Raw genomic sequence first — 18589 nt, 5'->3', positions numbered from 1 at the left:
GGTCCGCGGCGCGCCCGCCCCGCCCCGGGCCGCCCGCTCCGGCGCGGGCGGCCGCCGGTGCGCCCGCACCGGACCACGCACCACCACACAGACGGAGACGCACATGACGACGAGCCCCCGTTCGGGCGCGGACATCCTCGACCTCGCCCCGGTGATGCCGGTGGTGGTGGTCTCGGACGCGGAGACCGCCGTGCCGCTGGCCCGCGCCCTGGTCGCCGGCGGCCTGCCCGGTATCGAGGTGACGCTGCGGACCCCGGCCGCGCTGGAGGCCATCGGGCGCATCGCGGCCGAGGTGCCCGAAGCCGTCGTGGGCGCGGGCACCGTGGTCGCCCCCGGACAGGCGCGGGCGGCGGCCGAGGCGGGCGCGCGGTTCCTGGTCAGCCCCGGGTGCACGGCCGACCTCGCCTCGGCCATGGCCGACACCGGCCTGCCCTTCCTGCCGGGGGTGGGCACCGTGTCCGAGGCGATGGCGCTCCTGGAGCGCGGCCTCTCGGCGCTGAAGTTCTTCCCCGCCGAGGCCGCGGGCGGCGCGGCGTTCCTGAAGTCGCTGACGGGTCCCCTGCCCCAGGTGCGCTTCTGCCCGACCGGGGGGATCACCGCGGCGTCGGCCCCCTCCTACCTGGCCCTGTCCAACGTGGGCTGTGTGGGAGGCAGCTGGCTGACCCCCGCCGACCTGGTGTCGGCGGGCGACTGGGGCCGCGTCACCCGCCTGGCCGCGGAGGCCGCGGCCCTCTAGGCGCCCCGGCCGCGGAGGCCGGTGACGACCGCCCCACCCGACACGGGCGACGAGGGCCTTCCGGTTCCGGTGCGGATCGCGACGTCCGCACCGACGCACCGGAAGGCCCTCGACGCCCCGCACCGCCCGCGCCGACGCCCGTCCCACACCCGCCGGACGCCTGGCGCCGGCCCGCCGCGTGGTCGGGGACCGACGGGGGCGGCCCCGCTCGCGGCGCCGCCTACTCCGACCGGTTGAAGCGGACCACGGTGAGCCACACCAGGAGCGCGCCGGCCCCGGCGACGAGTCCGACCTCGGCCGCCCAGGGGATCTGCCAGCCGAACCACGTGATCCCGGGGTTGAACAGCGCCTCGGTCGCGGGGGAGGTGTCGAGGTGGGCGAAGACCGCCTGGCGCATGGGGTCGACGACGTAGGTGATCGGGTTGACCAGGGTGATCGCGGCCAGCCAGGAGGGGAGGTTGCCGATGGGGAACATGGCGCCCGACAACAGGACCAGGGGCGAGATGACGAGCTGGGCCATGCCCATGAACGCCTCGCTGCCCTTGACCGAGACGGCGATGAAGACGCCCATCGCGGAGGCCGTCAGCCCGACCATGAAGGTGAGCCCGAACAGGGTGAGCATCAGCCCCGGTGCGTAGGGGACCCCCGCCAGCCCCGCGACCGCGAGGATCAGGCAGGCCTGGAGGGTGGCGAGGACCGCGCCGGACAGGACCTTGCCCAGGATGAGCGCGGAGCGCTTGGCCGGCGCGACGAGCATGCCCCGCAGGAAGCCGACCTCGCGGTCGGTGACGATGGTCGCGGCCGAGGACACCGCCGTGCCGATGACCGTCATGACGATCACGCCCGGGAACATGACGGCGGTCAGCGGCAGGTCGTCCTCGCCGCGGGGGATGAGCGAGCCGAAGCCCACGCCGATCACGAACAGCCACATCACCGATTGCAGGAGCATCGCCACGCCCCGGCTGACGTCGTGGACGAAGCGGAAGAGGTCGCGCTTGAGCACCACCCTGATCGTGCGCAGGTCGTGACCGAGCCCGAAGGGGGAGGTGGGGGCGGGCCGGAGCCGCGTGGCCGTCATCGGGTGTCCTTCTCGTCAGGGGGGTTGCTCGGGAGGCGAGGGGGCACCCTCTCCCCGTCCGGCCACGGGAGCGGGCGGCGCCCGGGGAGCCTTCCGGCCGGATGCCCCGCGGTCCCCGCCCCGGTGAGCCCGGGGGCGTTCCCGTCGGCGCCGGGGTCGGCCGCCGTCCCCACGTCCGTCACTTCCGTCCACACCGGTGCGGACCCCCTCTCCACGGAGCCGGAGCCCTCCCGGCCGCCCGCCATCCTCGTGAGGAGTCTGGCCCCCGTGCCCGCCCAGGACTCCCGGGAGACGGAATAGTAGTGGAGGTCCCACAGCTGTCCCCGAAAATACACGTGCCCGGGGAGGGTGGCCTCCCTGGGTGTCGCGAAAAGGGCGGACCCGAAATGCATCAGGCTCGCGTCCGTCGTCAGTGCGTATACTTTTCTGAGATCCTCCCAGCGGGTGAAGGCATAGTTCACCAGGAGCATCATGGATTCCGCTCCGACGCCCACCGGAATTCCGTGGGGATCCATGAAGATGCCGATCTTCGCGTGCCCCGCCGGGCTGTGCTCCCGGATCGATGCGAATCCCCGGACCTCGCCGTCCTTTTTCGTCTCGATCTGCAGCACGGTGACTTCTGAATCGTCCACGGCCCTGAACGACGACTCGAAGTTGTCCCGGGACGGAAGGGTCTCCATGCCGAGCTTCAGGAGGAGCTGGTAGAGATCGAGGACGTTCTCCTCGTCGATGGGACGAAAGCGGACACGAGGGGTTTCGAGGTGGGGGGTTGTCATCGTCGGCCGTTGCGTCCTTTCCGCCTGCCGCGGGCTCGGGGCCCGTGGGGGCGACATCCTGGCACGGAAGGACCCGATGCGCACGGGGTCGGTGGGGGCCGTTCTCCCGGGTCGCCTCCCGTCCGCGCCGGAGGGGTGCGTACGGGGTCCGGAACGGTACCGGGTTCCGCCGTGTATTCCTGTCCCGCCGGCGGGACGTGCGCGGGGAATGCCCTCCTTGTCGCCGACGGTATTGCCGGTCTAGGTTCTGGGCGGAACTGTCGGACCATCGAAGAAAGGTGGACGCCATGGCATTGTCCGACGTCTTCTCCCTTCAGGGCATGGACATCGGCCTGGAGGACGAAGTCCTCCTCAACAGCGGACTCAGCTACATCGGCTGCAGCGGCGACGTCATTACCCAGCCGAGTTGACCGCCTGACCGGTATTTGACGGGATTCAACCGGTCGTCCCATCTCGTGATCCCGGTGCGGAGACGGCTTCTGCACGGCCGGACTTCGCACCGGGCGCCGGGCGGAGCCATCTCTTGTGGTCGGCCGTGGTTTCTCCTATCTTCCCTCCCGTAGGTATCCCCCGTGTTTTTCTTTCTCAGGAGGAAAAATGGCCCTTTCCGACGTCCTCGACCTCCAGGCCTTCGAGGTGGCCGTCGACGAGAGCGTGATGCTGAACAGCGGCCTCAGCCTCGTCGGCTGCAGCGGCGACGTGATCACCCAGCCCCAGTAGCCGTTCCTCCGGGAACGCTGTGAGGACCCTCTTCGCAGCGTTCCCCCGCACGCCCGGCCGGTCCGCGACGAACCGGTACGGGAGAGAGGCCGAACGCGATGATCTTTCCCCACCTCGACACGGTCGGCGTGAGGCTTGCCGCCACCGGCACCAGACGGGGCGGGGCGGTGCGCGACGAGCTCGCCGGCCACGGGGTGGACGGCCTTCCCGGCCGCGACGTCTTCGCCGCCCTCTGGCCCGGCAGGTACGACCAGGTGGGAGCCCAGTTCCTCCTGCACGCCCCGGGGTCCGGGCGGGTCGCGGGCTACGCTTCCGTGCACGGCTTCAACTCCCAGGCCCGCCACGGCTGCGGCTCCCTCGTCGCGGACGAGCGGGAACTGGGGCCGGACGGGGCCGCCGACGCCTACGCGCTCACCGTCAACTACGCGTTCTCGATGTGGAACCTGCGCAAGCTCTACCTGTGGACCCTGGACGAGGACCTCGCGGCCCTGCGGCGGACCGGGGCCGAGGTCCGGCTGGAGGGGTCCCTGCCCGAGTACGTCCTCGACGGCGCGGAACTGCGCACGGCCCACGTCTTCGCCGTCTACCGGGAGGCGTGGGAGCGGACCGGCGCGGAGTTCGTGCGGGTCCGCGCGGGCGAGGGGCTCCCCGCCTGACCGCGCGGCCCGGCCCGGGCCCGGAGGCGTCGGAGGGAGAACGCGCCCGGGTCCGTCCCGGACCGGGCGCTCCACCAGCGGAGGAGCGGTGAACGACGATGGCGACGGACGGTTCCGGCCCGGAGGCGATGGTACGCGCGCGCGGCCTGGCCAAGAGCTTCGGCGAGGTCGAGGCGGTCAAGGGGGTCGACCTGGAGGTGGCCCCGGGGGAGCTGTTCGGCCTCCTCGGCCCCAACGGGGCGGGCAAGTCCACGTTGATCGGCATGCTCTCCACCCTGATCACCCCGACGTCGGGGACGGGCTCCATCGCCGGGTTCGACATCGTGCGCGAGCGTCCCGACGTGCGCCGCAGCATCGGTCTGGTGTTCCAGGAGCAGACCCTCGACCGGTACCTGACGGGTTGGTACAACCTCAAGTTCCACGCCGAGATCTACGGCGTCCCGTCCGACGAGGTCGACGGGCGGGTGACCCGGGCGCTCCGGGACGTGGGCCTGTGGGAGGACCGGGAGAGGCTGGCCGGGACCTACTCCGGCGGCATGCGCCGGCGGCTGGAGATCGCACGGGGCCTGCTCCACCGCCCCCGCCTGCTGTTCCTCGACGAGCCGACGGCCGGGCTGGACCCGAGGTCCCGCGAGGCGATCTGGGACCGCGTCCGGGAACTCAACGAGGGCGAGGGCATCACCGTGCTGATGACCACGCACTACCTGGAGGAGGCCGAGAACTGCGGGCGGATCGCCGTCATCGACGGCGGGGAGATCGTGACGGTCGGCAGCCCCGCCGAACTCAAGGCGCAGATCGGCCGGGACCGCGTGGAGATCGTCGCCCGCGACCCGGAGGCCCTCCGGGAGGAGCTGAGCACACGGCTCGGCCTCGCCCCGGTGGTCGAGGGCGACACGGTCTGGTTCACGGTGGCCGGGGGGCGGCGGTTCGTCCCCCGCGTGTTCTCCGAGGTCGACGCGGAGATCACATCGGTCCAGGTCAGATCGCCCTCGCTGGACGACGTCTTCCTGGCGCACACCGGGCGGGGGATCGACAGCCCCGCCCGGGAGGGCCGCGAAGGGGCCGGACCGCTGGTCGGCGGCCCCGGGCGCTGAGTCCGGACCGTGCGCCCGCCGCCGCTGCCGCGGCCCGGGCCGCGTGCCCGCCCCTACTATGTCCGTATGGCTGAGGTAAGCGCGCGTCACGGGTCGTGGTCCTTCGACGGGGCGGCCCTGTGGATCACCCCCGGGCGCAGAGCCCACCCCCTGCGCCGCGGCCTCGGAGTGGTGTCGCTGCCGCTGCCCGCGCTGGCGGGCGTCGTCTTCGAGCCCCGGCGCAGGGGCGGGACGCTCCGGGCCCACCCGCGTCCGGGCGCCGACCCCTTCACCGAGGCGACGGGCGGGCACCTGAGCCGCAGCGGCGACCCCTACCAGCTGCGCGTGGGCAAGGAGAAGGCCCTCGTCGCCGAGTACCTCGCCGAGACCGTCACCGAGGAGATCGCCGCCCTGGCGCCGGGCGACGCGACCGACCCCGACCGCTACCTGGTCGAGGCCCCCGCGGCCCCGGTCCGCGCCGACGCGGGCGACGCCTCGGTCGTCTTCGACGGCGCCCACGTCTACCTGCGGCCCAACTGGAAGGCGGAGTCCGCCAAGCGGGCGGCCGGTCCCCAGCGGCTCGCCCTGGACGAGATCGCCGAGGTCCGGTGGACCTCCGTCGCGAGCGGCGAGGACGGCAGTCTGCGGTTCGTCCCCTTCGGCAGGACCGAGTCGGTCCCGCCCAGGTACGACCCCTTCGCGGTGCACTGGAGCCTGTGGGGAACGGACTACGAGGGCGGGACCACGGCCGTCGTGGCGACGGCCGTCACGGCGCTGCTCCCGCACCCCACCGCACGCGGAAAGGCCGTCGAGGGCGGCCGCGCGTTCCCCGCCCTGCCGTGGCGCCGGACACGGCAGGAGCCGGAGGAGGCCTGACGCCGGTCAGCCGTCGGCGCGCACGGCCACCCACAGGCCGTGGGCGAACGGCTCGATCCGCAGGTGCTCGGCCGTGCAGCCCGCCTTCTCGAAGGCCGCGGCGTACTGCTCCGGCGTGAACAGCGACATCTCCCACCCGTCCGTGGCGTGGCTCAGGCCCTCCTCGGGGTCGGCCACCGCGTAGTGCACGACCATGCGCATCCGGTCGTGCCTGCCCGTGACGCGGGTGGAGTGGGACAGGCGCACGACCGTCCGGCCGCCGTCCTCGACCAGGTCGCGGGAGACGTGCCCCGGTGTGAACCCCTCCGGTCCGACCCAGGGCTCGACCACCAGGACACCGCCCGGGTTCAGGTGGCGCACGAGCCCCTGGACGACGGAGACGAGCTCGTCCCCGGATTCCAGGTGCGGAACGGCGAACATGCACGTGATGACGTCGAACCGGGTGTCCAGCGCGACCTCCCGCAGGTCCGAGCGCCACGTCCGCAGGCCGGGCACCCGGGCGCGGGCCAGCTCCAGCATCTCGTCGGACCCGTCCAGCCCCGCGACCCGGTCGAAGTGCCGGGAGAAGGCGCGCAGGTGCAGCCCCGTGCCGCACGCGGTGTCCAGCAGGGAGTCCGCCGCGGGACTGCGCTCGCGGACCAGTCCGGCGATCAGCGCGGCCTCCGCGTCGTAGTCCTTGCCGCGGTGGATCATGACGGTGTCGTACACGGACGCGTAGCTGCTGTCGTACATCGGATGGGCCTTTCCGTCCGTGGCCGCCGGGGCCGGGGGCGTCCACCGCCCCGGGTCCTGGCGGCCGCCTTGTGTGCACGTGCCGGGGCGCGGTGCGCCCGGGTCGGCGCCGGGACCGCGCGGTCCCGGCGCGGGTCCTCAGCCGGTCCCGTTCCCCGTTGTCGCGGGCGGCTCGGAGAAGAACGGCAGGAAGGGGCTCCCGCCGCCGGAGGCCGCGGCCAGGGCCAGCAGGACGCCGGCGCCGCCGGTGGCGAGGTCCATGGACAGGCGCGGCACCCGTCCGCCGTGGAACGCGGTGTGGCCACGGAAGGGCAGGGCGTACCACTCCAGCTCGCGGACGCGGGAGCGCAGGTCCTCCTCCGCCCCGCCGAGCCGGGCGAGCGCCGCGACCTGCCCGGCCTTGCCGTGGAGCAGGTCCGCCTGCGCGTACAGCAGGGTGTGGCACGACCGGCTCAGTGCGGGAAGGCTCTCCGCGCAGCGCTCGTCGGCCCTGTGCGCCAGGAGTTCCTGGACGACGAGGGCGACGCCGAGCCCCCCGGCGTCGATGTTGGGGAGGGCGCGCGCGCCGCGGTCGCGGACCAGCAGGGCGCCGTCGGGGGAGGTGACGCACTGGTCCAGGTCCAGGTGCAGCGCCCGCACGGCGGCGTCGGTCCAGGCGGTGTCGCCCGTGGCGCGGTACAGCGAGAGCAGGGCCAGGGCCACGCCGCTCCAGCCGCGCATGAGCCCCGCCCGCCCGGCGGCCGGGCCGTCCGCGGAGGCCGACGCGACCGCCTCGGCGAGCCGGCCGCCCAGCTCGGCGGCGCGGACCGCGTACTCGCTCCCCGCGTCCCCCGCGGCGAAGTGCACGAGGTTCGCGCAGACCCCGGCCGTCCCGGAGAAGAGGGAGACGCCCCCGACGGGCTCCCCGGCGTTGCGGTCCAGCAGGTCGGCGGCCTCCTCGCGGTGGCCCAGGTGGTCCAGCGCGTACGCCAGGCCCGCGACCCCGTCGTAGAAGCCCTGCCGGGGGGAGCGCAGGCGGCGCGACGCCGCCAACAGCCACGCCTCGTGCTCCTGCGAGCGCCCCTGCCCGGCACGGTCCAGCGCCCACAGGACCCCGGCCGCGCCGTGGGCCATGCCGTAGCCGCCGGACACGAACTGCTGGAGGTCTCCGGGGAACAGCCGGTCGGTGCGCTCCGGCGTGGCGGACGCCCGGATGCCCGCGGCGACGGCCCGAGGGGTCACCGGGGTCGGCGCCGGGGGAGGGGAGTCCGGGACCAGTTCGCGCTCGATCTCGTCCGCCCACGCCGGGGGCACGGGGAAGAGCTCGCGGAGCACGCCGAGCAGGGCGGACGCCTTCTCCGGGGCGAGCGCGGTGATCCGGGAGAAGGGGAGGAAGACGGACAGGCGCGTCGCGGCGAGGGCGTAGGCGTCGACGGCCGGGCCGGTCCTGGCCGACGCGGAGAAGCCGGGGGCGCCGAGCGGAGCCCGTCGGCCGTCGTCGTCCGCGTCGAAGGCGAGTTCGTAGTCGATGAGGGCGACGTCGTCCTCGGAGTCGACGATGACGTTGTTGGCGTGCAGGTCGCCGAAGACGAGGCCGCGGTCGTGGACGGCGGCGAGGACCGCCTCCAGCCGGCCCAGGATGCGAAGGGCCCGCTCCGTGAAGGCCGCGAGGCTGTCGGCGCCGGGCCGGGCGTCCGTCACACCGGGGTGGTGGACGGCGCCCCACGAGCCCAGGGTGCGGCCCTCCTTGTACTCCTGCACCAGGAACCGGTGGCCGCCCAGCGTGAAGCTCCCGAGGAGCCGGGGGACGCCCGGGACGCCGTCCAGGCGGCGCAGGTTCTCCTCCTCGCGCTCCTGGCGCGCCACCGCGTCCCGCAGGTCCCGGTCCAGGCCCGCGTGCGGACGGGCCTCCTTCAGGACGACCCGGAGGCCGTCCTCCTCCCGGCGGCCCAGGTAGATGCCGCCCCCGTTGGAGAAGTGCAGGGCCTTCTCCACGACGTAGGGCTGGCGCTCCTCGGAGGACCGGGCGGCCAGGTGGGGCCTGAGGACGTCGGGGAGCGCCGCCCAGGACGGGGGCGAGAACGAGGGGACGCGTCGGTCCGGGACGAGGGTGCCGTCCGGCGCGCGCAGCGCGGGGACCCGGGAGCCGTGCGCGTCGAGGCACCACCTCTCCCGGAACGCGCCGTACCTGACGTAGAGGGGGCCCCGGTCCCACCGCAGGTCGCTGAGGACGTACGGTCCGGGACGCCCGCCGACCAGGGCCGAGAGCCCGTGCAGGGTCCGCTCCAGCTCCTCCTCGTCGCGCGGGTAGACGGTCAGGAGCTTGCCGCTGGACGCGCGGGCCGCGTACTTGGCGTTGGCCGCGACGAGGATGTTCCTGTCGAGAAGGTACTTGAAGGCGATCCCGTGCCCGGTGCAGTAGTCCCACACGTCACGGCAGGTCGCGTCCGCGCCGTCCACCGTCGCCGAGACGTGGATCTTCCAGCCCTGCTCGGGCAGCGAGGGGTCCTCGGGGGCGACGACCTGCCAGAGACCGCTCCGTGTGCGCTTCCAGCCGGGCGGCGGCTCCAGCGCGCTCACGGAGAACTCCGCCGGGACCACGAGGGCGTGGCGGGAGCCGTCCGCCAGGCGGCTCGGCTCCTCGAAGAACAGCGGGTCCGCGAGCGTGTACATCTCGAACAGGTCGAGCATGGGCTTCCCTCCGGGAGGCGTGGCGGTACGGGCTCGGCCGCGCGGGGCGCGGCTCACTCGGGCCGGGAGCCCCCGGCGGCGGTCCTGGACCTGGGCCCGCGCGCGATCCTGTCGAGGATGGGAGCGCCGTTGGCGGTCCAGGCGCTCCGGGACACCGAGTAGAAGTGCAGGTCCCACAGCCGGCCCTGGAAGTAGACGTGTCGGGGGAGTGACGCCTCCCGGGGGGTGGACAGGAGTGCCGACCCGAATTGCCCCAGGCTCGCGTCCGTGGTCAGAACGTACACTTTCCTGAGGTAATCCCAATTCGCGAAAGCGTGGTTGACGAGCAGCATCATGGATTCGGCGCCCACGCCCACGGGGAGGCGGTCGGTGCGCATGAAGATTCCCAGTTTCACATGACCGGCCGGGTCGTGCTCGCGGATCGACCCGAAACCGAGGACCTCGCCCGTGCGCCGGAGCCGGATCTCGAATACGTCGACGAATCGGTTGGCCACCGAGTGGTAGGACTCGGAGAAGGCGTCGCGTGAGGGAAGGCTTTCCAGGCCCAGTTCGGTCAGGAGGTCGTAGAGTTTCGTGACGTTCTCCGGCGCGAGGGGGCTGAATCCGACGCGCGGGGTCTCGAGGTGCGGTGTGAGCATGGCGCGACACTCTAGGGGCCGTGCCCCGGCCGCCGGGCCGGGACCGGGCGTCCACGCACGCCCATGCCCGGACGGGATCCGCGGCCGAGCCGGCTCGGGGCCCGGAGGGCCGCCCGGGGCGCAGGTCCCGGCGTCCCGCCGGCGGGACAGCACGTGTGCCGTCCGCGGAACGGGGCGCGGGCGGCTCCCCGCGTCGGCGGCCGGCCGGGGGAGGGGACGGCCGCCGGGGGCCGGGTCGCGGGCTTCTTGTCGCACCGGAGAAATTGCCCTAGGTTCTGAACCGCCGGTATCCGACTGCGCACAGGAAAGGAGCCCAGACATGGTTCACACCGACGTCCTGTCTCTTCAGGAGATGGACACCGTCCTCGACGAGGCTGTTCTGCTGAACAGCGGCATCAGCTACTTCGGTTGTAGCTGATTGTTTTGACGCGCTGTGGAGATGCCAATCTTCACAGCGCTTTTCTCTGCTCTGCCCAGAAGTGTCGGGAGAAGTTGTGCACGAGATCGTTTTCCCCTATCTGGAGACGCGGTCGGCCAGGCTCGCGTCCACCGGCGAGAGGTTCGGGGAGGCGGTCCACGACGAGCTCTCCGGGCTCGGTCTGGCCGGGTTGCCGAGCCGCGACGTCTTCACCTCGCTCTGGCCCAAGCAGTTCGAGGGCGTGGCCGCCCAGTTCTTCGTGGAGGACCCGGCGTCCGGCCGGGTCTGCGGGTACGCCTCCCTGCACTCCCTCAACCCGAACGGGCGCTACGTGAAGTGCGCCCTCGCCCTGGACGCGGCACTGCTCGGGGAGGAGGGCGTGACGGACGCCCACGCCCTCGCCGTCAACTACGCCTTCTCGATGTGGAACATCCGCAAGCTCTACTTCTGGGTGGTCGACAGCGGGCTCCCGGGCCTGCGCGCGACGGGGACGCCGACGCCCAGGGAGGGCACCCTGACCGAGTACCTGCGCGACGGGGAGAGGCTGCGCTCCGTGCGGATCTTCGCCGTCTACCGGGAGGAGTGGGACGCGGCCGGCGCCGTCTACGTACGCGCGGCGGCGGGGGCCGGGTCGGCGTGAGCGCCGTCCGGCACGGGGGCGCGGGGCGGGGGCCGCGATGAGGGTGCTGATCGCGACGCAGGCGGAGAGGACCCACTTCCTGGGGACGGTGCCCCTGGCGTGGGCCCTGAGGGCGGCCGGGCACGAGGTGAGGGTGGCGAGCCAGCCGCACCTGCGGTCCGTGGCCGCAGAGGCGGGACTGCCCTTCGTCCCCGTCGGCAGGGACCACCACTTCGCCAGGGTCAGCCGGAACGGGCTGGCCGACCGGCATCTGGACTTCGACATGGCGGAGGACCGGGACGAGGTCCTCACCTGGGACTACCTGCGCGAGGGCTACGGCAAGGTGGTCACCTGGTGGTGGCGGATGGTGAACGACCCCATGCTGGACGACCTGGTGGCGTTCTGCCGGGAGTGGGGACCCGACCTCGTCGTCTGGGAGCCGTCGACCTACGCGGCCCCCCTCGCCGCCGAGCTGTGCGGCGCCGCGCACGTGCGGCACCTGTGGAGCGTGGACCTGTTCGCCCGGGTCCGGGCGCGGTTCCTGGCGCGGATGGCCGAGCAACCCGGGGCCGAGAGGGAGGATCCCCTGGCCGCCTGGCTGGGGGCGCGCGCCGCCCGGTACGGGGTGGAGTTCTCCGAGACCCTGGTCCACGGACAGGCCACCCTCGAACAGGTCCCCGCGTCCCTGAGGGTGGACACGCCCTCCCACCTGGACTACCTGCCGATGCGCTACGTCCCCTACAACGGCAGGGCCGTGGTCCCCGACTGGCTGCGCACCCCGCCCGGACGCCCCCGCGTCGGGCTCAGCCTCGGCACGAGCGCGAGCCTGAGGCTGGGGGGCTACACGGTCGACGTGGGCGCCCTCCTGGAGGGGCTGGCCGATCTGGACGTGGAGGTCGTCGCCACCCTGCCCGCCCACGAGCAGGCCAAGCTCGGCGCCGTCCCCGCCAACGCCCGCCTGACCGAGTACGTCCCCCTGCACGCACTCGCCCCCACCTGCGCCGCGATGATCACCCACGGCGGCCCCGGCACCGTCCTGACCGCGCTGACCGGCGGGATCCCGCAGCTCCTGGCGCCGCACCCCCGGATGTTCGACATCCCGGTGCTGTCCGGTCTCGTGCGGGACCGGGGCGCCGCCCTGCTCCTGCCCCCCGACCGGGTCACCCCCGAGGCCGTCGCCGACGGCGTCGGCGCCCTCCTGCACGACCCGTCCTTCACCCGCGCCGCACACACCCTGCAACACGACATCGCCGCCATGCCCACACCCGCCGACCTCGCCCACACCCTCACCGGCCTCGCCGGCCGGCGCTGACCGGACCGACCCCTCAGGCCCCGCCGGCGCCCCGGGCGGCGGCGATCCGCTCCAGGGCCGGGACCAGCTGGTCCGGGGCGGGGGCGGACAGGGTCTCGTCACGCATCCGCTCGGCCGCCTCCCTCACCCCGGGACCGTCGAGGACGGCGGCCAGGTGCTGGTCGACCCCCTCGGACAGGGCCGAGGCGAGGGACACCGAGCGCAGGGCGCCCCGCTCCTGGAGCGCGCGCGTGATCAGGCCCCCGTCGAACTGGTCGGCGTTGAGCACGACGAACTGCGGGAGCCCCTCCACCAGGGCGTTGCAGTACGAGTCGAAGCCCCCGCCGTGCACCAGCAGCGAGCACGACCCCATCAGCAGGTGGGCGGCCGCCGAGTCGGCGACCCGGATCTCCGGCGGGAGCACCGGCAGCGCGTCCTCCCAGGAGCGCGGGGAGAGCACGACCGGCTCGGCCTCCAGCTCCATCAGCGCGTCGACCACGTCGACGAACGAGGCGGCGCCCTCCGGGGACTTGCTCCAGGAACCCCAGTCGACGAGCACGCGCCGCCCCTTGGGCTCCTCGCGGGCCCACGCCGGCAGGACCGCGCTCCCCCCGTAGGGCACCGGGCGCACGCTCAGGTGCGTCCCGGTCTCCAGCTCCCGCAGCCGCAGCGCCTCGGGGAGCTGGTGCACGGAGAACTGGCCCAGGACGAGGTCCTCGGAGAAGTCCACGCCGAACGCGGCCGCGGCCTCGGTGAGCCAGGCGGTGAGCGCGTCGGGTACGGCCGGGTCGGGGTCGGCCGCCCGGTAGAGGCCCCGCAGGCGCGCGAAGAGGTCGACGCTCCACAGGAACCGCCCGTGGGCCGCGCCGCACGCCTCGGCGGCGATCGCCCCGGAGTAGGTGCTCGGCTCCCACAGGACCAGGTCCGGCTTCCACTCGCGGCAGAACGCCACGAGGTCCTCCGCCATCGGCTCGTTGACGAGTCTCCACCACCAGGTGACGTGGTCCTCGTAGGCGTCGCGCAGGTTCTCCTCGCCCAGCCGTTCCGGGCGCTCCTCGGAGAGGTCGAAGATGGACTCGCCCGGCTCCTCGCGCCCGTGGGCCACGACCTCGGCGAGGGTGTGGTCGCCCCCGACCGGCACCACGGTCAGGCCCGTCTCGGCGGCCGCCTCGGCCATGGAGGGCTGGGTGGCGATCCGCACCTCGTGTCCGGCGGCACGCAGCGCCCACGCCGTCGGCACCATGCCAAAGAAATAAGCCTTGTCCGCGTATGCCGCGACGACGATTCGCAAGGTGTTCCCCACTTCCGGGATTTCGATGGTCCGATCGGTGAAAGCCGACACCGCTCCTTGACAAGCCCGGCCCGCTGCATGTTCATTGCGGGTGTTGCACTCCGAACCTGTTCTCCTCTTCCGAGCCGGCGTGGCGGTACGGTTGTGTCGATCCCTTCGGAAGAGGTTCTGGGAGCCTAGCACCGGTGCTGGATCCAGGCCGGTGGGCATAGCGCAGCAGTATGTTCGCGCCGTACTTGCCCGGCAATATCGATGTTCGGACCTCTCTGGGAGTCACCATGAAAGGTATTGTGTTGGCGGGTGGCACTGGCAGCCGCCTGTTTCCCGCTGCCCGAAGTATTTCCAAACACCTTTTCCCGGTTTACGACAAGCCGATGTTCTACTACCCGATCTCCGTGCTGATGACGGCTGGAATCCGCGAGATCCTCCTGATCACCAATCCTGAGAGCCTTCCCCTGATCCGTCAGGTGCTCGGCACCGGGAGTTCGCTGGGGATCGAGATCCGGTACGCGACCCAGCCCGAGCCCAAGGGGATCGCCGAGGCGCTGCTCATCGGCCGGGACCACATCCGGGGGAGCCGTAGCGCCCTCGTGCTGGGGGACAACATCTTTCACGGCGAGGGCTTCGGCGGACTGCTCGACCGGGCCGCGACCTCGACGTCCGGGTGCACGCTCTTCGGAACCAGGGTGAGCGACCCCCGGCAGTACGCGGTCGCGGGATTCGGGGACACGGGCAGGTTCGAGAGCCTGGAGGAGAAGCCGGCCGCCCCTCGTTCGGACTGCGCGGTCACGGGCCTCTACTTCTACGACCAGGACGTGGTGGACATCGCCGAGAGCATCGTCCCCTCCGCGCGGGGCGAACTGGAGATCACCGATGTCAACCGCGTCTACCTGGAAAGGGGCCGGGCCGAACTCGTGACCATGGGGAACGAAATAACCTGGCTCGACCTCGGCACCGAGGAATCCCTGTTGGAGGGAAGCCGATACGTTTCCACCACGGCCCGGGGGACCGGTGTCCGGGTCGCCTGTCTTGAGGAGATCGCCTTGCACATGGGCTTCATCGGAGCGGACGAGTGCTATCGGCTCGGGGAAGAGATGCCCAATTCCCGCTATGGCGCGTACGTCATGGAGGCCGCCCGCAGGGCGGCAGGGGTGTGGCAGGGTGCGGGTGTATGAAGATCCTGGTCACCGGTGGCGCCGGATTCATCGGTTCCAATTTCGTCAGACGTGTCCTCGCCGGCTCCTATCCGCGGTACGCGGACGCCGAGATCGTGGTCCTGGACAAGCTGACCTACGCCGGCACGACGGAGAGCCTGGCCTCCGTGGCCGACGACCCGCGCCTGACCTTCGTCCAGGGTGACGTGTGCGACGAACAGCTCGTGCGCGGACTCATGGGCGGGGTGTCCCTCGTGGTGCACTGCGCCGCCGAGACCCACGTGGACCGTTCGATCTCGGACGCCGGCTGCTTCGTCCGCACCAACGTCATGGGCACCTTCCACCTGCTGGACTCGGCACTGGCCGAGAACGTGGAGAACTTCGTCCTGGTCTCCACGGACGAGGTCTACGGGACGCTCGGCTCGGGATCGTGGGTCGAGACCGACCCCCTGGAGCCCAACTCCCCGTACTCGGCCTCCAAGAGCGCCTCCGACCTCCTGGCGCGGTCCTTCCACCGGACCTACGGCATGCGGGTCTGCGTCACCCGGTGCGCCAACAACTACGGGCCGTTCCAGTTCCCGGAGAAGATGATCCCGCTCTTCGTGACCAACCTGCTGGACGGGACGCCGGTGCCCGTCTACGGGGACGGCGGCAACGTCCGCGAGTGGGTCCACGTGGACGACCACTGCGACGCCCTCGCCCTGGCGGCCGAGCACGGTGAGCCCGGCGAGGTCTACAACATCGGCGGATCGGTCGAGAAGCGGAACCTGGAGGTCACCGACGCGCTCCTGGAGCTGCTCGGGCACGACTCCTCGATGGTCCGCTTCGTCGCCGACCGCAAGGGCCACGACCGCCGCTACTCCGTGGACGGGACCAAGGCCGCCGAGCGGCTGGGCTACCGGCCCGCCGTCTCCTTCGAGGAGGGGTTGGCCCGCACCGTCGCCTGGTACACGGAGAACCGCGCGTGGTGGGAACCGCTGAAGAAGCGCCTCTCCCAAGCGGAGGACGGCGGCTGAGGCGTCCCCGCGCCCGGCCCGCCCGTCCCGCCGGCGGGACAACAGACGACGCCGGCGCGGACCCGTACCCCCCCGTCCCGGCCCCGCCCGGGACCCGACCCCCGATCGGATCAGGACTCACGTGTCGGTTGACGAGCTCTCCCCCGGCGACCTCATCACACGGCTCCCCGCGGCGCCCGAACTCTCGGAACGGCCGTGGACGGTGCGCTGGGACGCGCTGGACGAACCCGCGGAACAGGTCCTCGGCCGCCTGCTGCCCCCCGAGACGGCGTTCACCACCTCGGGAAGCACCGGCCGTCCGACCGTCTGGCACCGCACCCGCGAGCAGCTCGTGTCGGAGGCGGGCCTGCTCGCCGCGCTGCTGGAGGACGCCCGCCCCGAGGCGGTCGTGTCCTTCGCGCCGCCGCGGCACCTCTACGGGATGCTCGCCAGCGTGCTCGTGCCCGCCCTCCTCGGCGTGCCCGTCTGGTACGTGCCCCAGTTCGCCCAGCTGCCGCCCACCGACCACCGCCGCTGGGCGGTGATGGCGATCCCGTGGACCTTCCGGATCCTCCTCAGCCGCACGAACTGGATCGACGCGGCCGAACGCCTCGCGTTCGTCCACAGCACGGCGGTGGTCCCGCGCAGCGCGCACGACCTGCTCTCCGCGGCGGGCGACCGCGCGAGCCTGACCGAGATCTTCGGATCGACGGAGACCGGAGGCGTCGCCCACCGCGAGTGGAGCCCCCACAACCCGCCGTGGCACCTGTTCTCCGACGTCGAGTTCGGGCACGGCCCGGACCGCCCCGGGGCGGAGGACCCCCTGGTGGTCCGCAGCCCCCGCATCGCGCGGCCCGGTACGGGGGCCCCGGTCGCGGAGTGCCGGATGGACGACCACGTGGTCCGGCTCGGCGACCGGACCTTCGGGTTCGCGGGACGCCGGACCCGGCTCGTCAACGTCAACGGGCGGCGCCTGGACCTCGACCTCATGGAGGAGAGGCTGGCCGGCGTCCTCGACTGCGAGGACCTGGCGTGCGTCCCGGTGCTCGACCCGCTGACCGGGGAGCACTTCGACCTCCTGATCGTCCCGGCGTCGGCCGGGGCCCCCGACGCGGAGGAGCTCCGGAGGGCGCTCGACCGGATCGAATACCGTCCCCGCAGCGTGCGGACGGTGGAGCGGATCGACCGCTCCGAGACAGGCAAACTTCGGCGCGTGCAGTCCGCGCGCGCCCGCCCCGAAGGAGTGGACAGATGACGCCAACGCCGACCAGCCTGGCCGAGGTCGTCAGCCGGGCCGCGTGGGACGCGCGCATCGGCTGGACCGACGGCGACCTCTCGCGGATGCAGGCCAGCGCCACGACCATGGCCAAGCACCTGGCCGACGGCGCCGACGTCTACGGGGTCACGCGCGGCTTCGGCCCGCTCGTGGCCTTCCCCGCCTCGGAGTCCGCGGGCGAGCAGGGGGACGGACTCATCGCCCACCTCGGCAGCGCGCAGGGGGAACCGCTGTCGCCCGAGGTCAGCCGACTCGTGGTCGCCCTCCGGCTCACGAGCATGCGCCGCGGCTACTCCGCGGTGTCGGTCGACTTCTGGCAGGAGCTCGTCGGGCTGTGGAACCGCGGTTTCACCCCCGTCATCCCGCGTGAGGGCACGGTGAGCGCCAGCGGGGACCTCCAGCCCCTGGCCAGCGCGGCCCTGGCGTTCGCGGGCCAGGGCGAGGCCTGGGTGCGCGAGGACTCCGGCGCCTGGTCGCGCAGACCCGCCGCCGAGGCCCTGGGCCGCCTGGGCGCGTCCCCGGTCCGGTGGAACGCACGCGAGGCCCTGTCCTTCGTCAACGGCAGCGGGGTCAGCCTCGCCGTCACCGTCGACAACCACCGCCAGGTCGAGGACGTGGTCCGCGCGGCGGCGCTGATGACCGCCCGGATGGTGGACCTGCTGGGGGCCAACCCCCAGGCGTACGCGGCGGGGATCGCGGAGGCCCGCGGCCAGAGCGGCCAGGCCGCCGCCGCCGCGTGGATCAGGTCCGGCATCCCCGCCGGAGCCGAGCGCGACGGGGCCAGGCCCCTCCAGGAGCCCTACAGCCTCAGGTGCGCGCCGCAGATCCTCGGCGCGGTGCTCGACCAGCTCGCCGCCGCGGAGCGCATCCTGCTGCGCGAGGCGGTGGGGACCACCGACAACCCCGTCAGCAGCGCGGGAGAGGTCCTGCACGGCGGCAACTTCCACGCGATGCCCGTGGGCCTGTGCTCGGACCAGCTCGGCCTGGCCCTCCAGCAGGTGGCCTACATGGCCGACCGGCAGCTGTCCCTGCTCTGCGGCTCGGACACTAACGGCGGACTCCCGCCGATGCTCACCCCCCGGCCCGGGGCGGGAAGCGGCCTGGCCGGGGTCCAGGTCAGCGCCACCTCGTTCGTCTCGCGGATCCGCCAACTCGTGACCCCCGCCACCCTCACCGCCCTGCCCTGCAACAACGGGAACCAGGACCACGTGCCCATGGCGCTCAACGGCGCGAACTCCCTCGCCCAGGCCCTGGACCTGGCGTGGCTGGTCGTCGGCTCGCTCGGCGTGGGCCTGGCCCAGCTCGCCGCGCTCACCGGCAGGACCGGGGAGACGGGGCTGTGGGGCCGGATCGCCGAGCTGTCCCCGCCGCTGGACCGGGACCGCCCCCTCGCCGCGGAGGTGCGGGCCGTGCGCGACGCCCTCGCGGAGGAGGCCCGCGCCAGGTCCGGCGAGTGGGTGCACCGGGACGCCTGAGACCGGCCGCGCGCGGCGGGCCGACCGCCCGCCGCCCGCCCGGCCCCACCCGCCCCGTCCGCGTCACGGACGGGGGGTTCGCATGTCAGACGGGGCGTACCGCCAGGTCGCACCC

Annotated in this window: 19 protein-coding genes; 13 read left to right on the top strand and 6 right to left on the bottom strand. The window is 73.0% G+C overall.

Features of this window, described 5'->3' with window-relative positions; genetic code table 11:
- The first annotated feature begins 103 nt into the window (after window positions 1–103).
- Window positions 104–736, top strand: coding sequence for a bifunctional 4-hydroxy-2-oxoglutarate aldolase/2-dehydro-3-deoxy-phosphogluconate aldolase (eda, locus tag ACQPYD_RS31850; protein ID WP_433699054.1), 633 nt, complete (start codon window positions 104–106; stop codon window positions 734–736).
- Window positions 737–956: 220 nt separating this feature from the next.
- Here the strand turns inward: eda and ACQPYD_RS31845 are convergent, their stop codons facing one another.
- Both ACQPYD_RS31845 and ACQPYD_RS31840 read right to left on the bottom strand, forming a co-directional pair.
- Window positions 957–1814, bottom strand: a complete 858-nt coding sequence (locus ACQPYD_RS31845; RefSeq protein WP_433699053.1) for an ABC transporter permease — start codon at window positions 1812–1814, stop codon at window positions 957–959.
- The gene (locus ACQPYD_RS31840; protein ID WP_433699052.1) at window positions 1811–2674 is read right to left on the bottom strand and encodes a GNAT family N-acetyltransferase; all 864 of its coding nucleotides are present in this window, start codon (window positions 2672–2674) and stop codon (window positions 1811–1813) included. The genes ACQPYD_RS31845 and ACQPYD_RS31840 overlap by 4 nt, the downstream gene beginning before the upstream one ends.
- Window positions 2675–2877: 203 nt before the next feature.
- On the opposite strand from ACQPYD_RS31840, the gene ACQPYD_RS31835 reads away from it, so the two are divergent.
- The 5 genes from ACQPYD_RS31835 to ACQPYD_RS31815 all read left to right on the top strand — a co-directional run bounded on the left by ACQPYD_RS31835 (window position 2878) and on the right by ACQPYD_RS31815 (window position 5915).
- On the top strand, window positions 2878–3000 hold the full coding sequence (locus ACQPYD_RS31835; RefSeq protein WP_433699051.1) for a SapB/AmfS family lantipeptide: 123 nt from the start codon (window positions 2878–2880) through the stop codon (window positions 2998–3000).
- Window positions 3001–3187: 187 nt separating this feature from the next.
- Window positions 3188–3310, top strand: coding sequence for a SapB/AmfS family lantipeptide (locus tag ACQPYD_RS31830; RefSeq protein WP_433699050.1), 123 nt, complete (start codon window positions 3188–3190; stop codon window positions 3308–3310).
- Between the two features lie 98 nt (window positions 3311–3408).
- Window positions 3409–3966 (top strand): N-acetyltransferase, encoded by a 558-nt coding sequence (locus ACQPYD_RS31825; RefSeq protein WP_433699049.1) that lies wholly within the window; start codon window positions 3409–3411, stop codon window positions 3964–3966.
- A gap of 98 nt (window positions 3967–4064) precedes the next feature.
- Entirely contained in the window at window positions 4065–5060 is a 996-nt protein-coding gene (locus ACQPYD_RS31820; RefSeq protein WP_433699048.1) for an ATP-binding cassette domain-containing protein, read from the top strand.
- Between the two features lie 66 nt (window positions 5061–5126).
- The gene (locus ACQPYD_RS31815; RefSeq protein WP_433699047.1) at window positions 5127–5915 is read left to right on the top strand and encodes a DUF4429 domain-containing protein; all 789 of its coding nucleotides are present in this window, start codon (window positions 5127–5129) and stop codon (window positions 5913–5915) included.
- 6 nt (window positions 5916–5921) lie between these two features.
- On the opposite strand, the gene ACQPYD_RS31810 is transcribed toward ACQPYD_RS31815, so the two are convergent.
- From ACQPYD_RS31810 to ACQPYD_RS31800, 3 genes are all read right to left on the bottom strand, one after another.
- Entirely contained in the window at window positions 5922–6647 is a 726-nt protein-coding gene (locus ACQPYD_RS31810; protein ID WP_433699046.1) for a class I SAM-dependent DNA methyltransferase, read from the bottom strand.
- Window positions 6648–6785: 138 nt separating this feature from the next.
- The gene (lanKC, locus tag ACQPYD_RS31805) at window positions 6786–9317 is read right to left on the bottom strand and encodes a class III lanthionine synthetase LanKC (RefSeq protein WP_433699045.1); all 2532 of its coding nucleotides are present in this window, start codon (window positions 9315–9317) and stop codon (window positions 6786–6788) included.
- Window positions 9318–9370: 53 nt separating this feature from the next.
- Window positions 9371–9955 (bottom strand): GNAT family N-acetyltransferase, encoded by a 585-nt coding sequence (locus tag ACQPYD_RS31800; protein ID WP_433699044.1) that lies wholly within the window; start codon window positions 9953–9955, stop codon window positions 9371–9373.
- A gap of 319 nt (window positions 9956–10274) precedes the next feature.
- Here ACQPYD_RS31800 and ACQPYD_RS31795 point away from each other — a divergent pair, with 319 nt between their 5' ends.
- From ACQPYD_RS31795 to ACQPYD_RS31785, 3 genes are all read left to right on the top strand, one after another.
- On the top strand, window positions 10275–10373 hold the full coding sequence (locus ACQPYD_RS31795; RefSeq protein WP_267947225.1) for a SapB/AmfS family lantipeptide: 99 nt from the start codon (window positions 10275–10277) through the stop codon (window positions 10371–10373).
- Between the two features lie 76 nt (window positions 10374–10449).
- A complete protein-coding gene (locus ACQPYD_RS31790; RefSeq protein WP_433699043.1) occupies window positions 10450–11013 on the top strand; it encodes an N-acetyltransferase in 564 nt (187 codons plus the stop codon).
- Window positions 11014–11050: 37 nt separating this feature from the next.
- Window positions 11051–12304, top strand: coding sequence for an activator-dependent family glycosyltransferase (locus ACQPYD_RS31785; RefSeq protein WP_433699042.1), 1254 nt, complete (start codon window positions 11051–11053; stop codon window positions 12302–12304).
- Between the two features lie 13 nt (window positions 12305–12317).
- Here ACQPYD_RS31785 and ACQPYD_RS31780 read toward each other — a convergent pair whose 3' ends face one another.
- Window positions 12318–13526 carry a nucleotide disphospho-sugar-binding domain-containing protein gene (locus tag ACQPYD_RS31780; protein ID WP_433699041.1) on the bottom strand — a complete coding sequence of 403 codons (1209 nt, stop codon included), beginning with the start codon at window positions 13524–13526 and terminating at the stop codon, window positions 12318–12320.
- Between the two features lie 326 nt (window positions 13527–13852).
- Between ACQPYD_RS31780 and rfbA the strand changes: the two genes are divergently transcribed.
- The 4 genes from rfbA (at window position 13853) to ACQPYD_RS31760 (ending at window position 18474) form a co-directional block, all read left to right on the top strand.
- Window positions 13853–14749 carry a glucose-1-phosphate thymidylyltransferase RfbA gene (gene rfbA / locus ACQPYD_RS31775; RefSeq protein WP_433702195.1) on the top strand — a complete coding sequence of 299 codons (897 nt, stop codon included), beginning with the start codon at window positions 13853–13855 and terminating at the stop codon, window positions 14747–14749.
- The gene (gene rfbB, locus ACQPYD_RS31770) at window positions 14746–15744 is read left to right on the top strand and encodes a dTDP-glucose 4,6-dehydratase (RefSeq protein ID WP_433699040.1); all 999 of its coding nucleotides are present in this window, start codon (window positions 14746–14748) and stop codon (window positions 15742–15744) included. Before rfbA ends, rfbB begins: the two co-directional genes overlap by 4 nt.
- Window positions 15745–15865: 121 nt before the next feature.
- Window positions 15866–16978 carry an AMP-binding protein gene (locus ACQPYD_RS31765; protein WP_433699039.1) on the top strand — a complete coding sequence of 371 codons (1113 nt, stop codon included), beginning with the start codon at window positions 15866–15868 and terminating at the stop codon, window positions 16976–16978.
- Entirely contained in the window at window positions 16975–18474 is a 1500-nt protein-coding gene (locus ACQPYD_RS31760) for an aromatic amino acid lyase (protein WP_433699038.1), read from the top strand. The genes ACQPYD_RS31765 and ACQPYD_RS31760 overlap by 4 nt, the downstream gene beginning before the upstream one ends.
- Window positions 18475–18589 lie beyond the last annotated feature (115 nt).

The organism is Nocardiopsis sp. CA-288880 (genome assembly GCF_050955985.1).
GTDB classification, from domain to species: domain Bacteria; phylum Actinomycetota; class Actinomycetes; order Streptosporangiales; family Streptosporangiaceae; genus Nocardiopsis; species Nocardiopsis tropica.
This window is presented reverse-complemented; position numbering and strand designations above follow the sequence as displayed.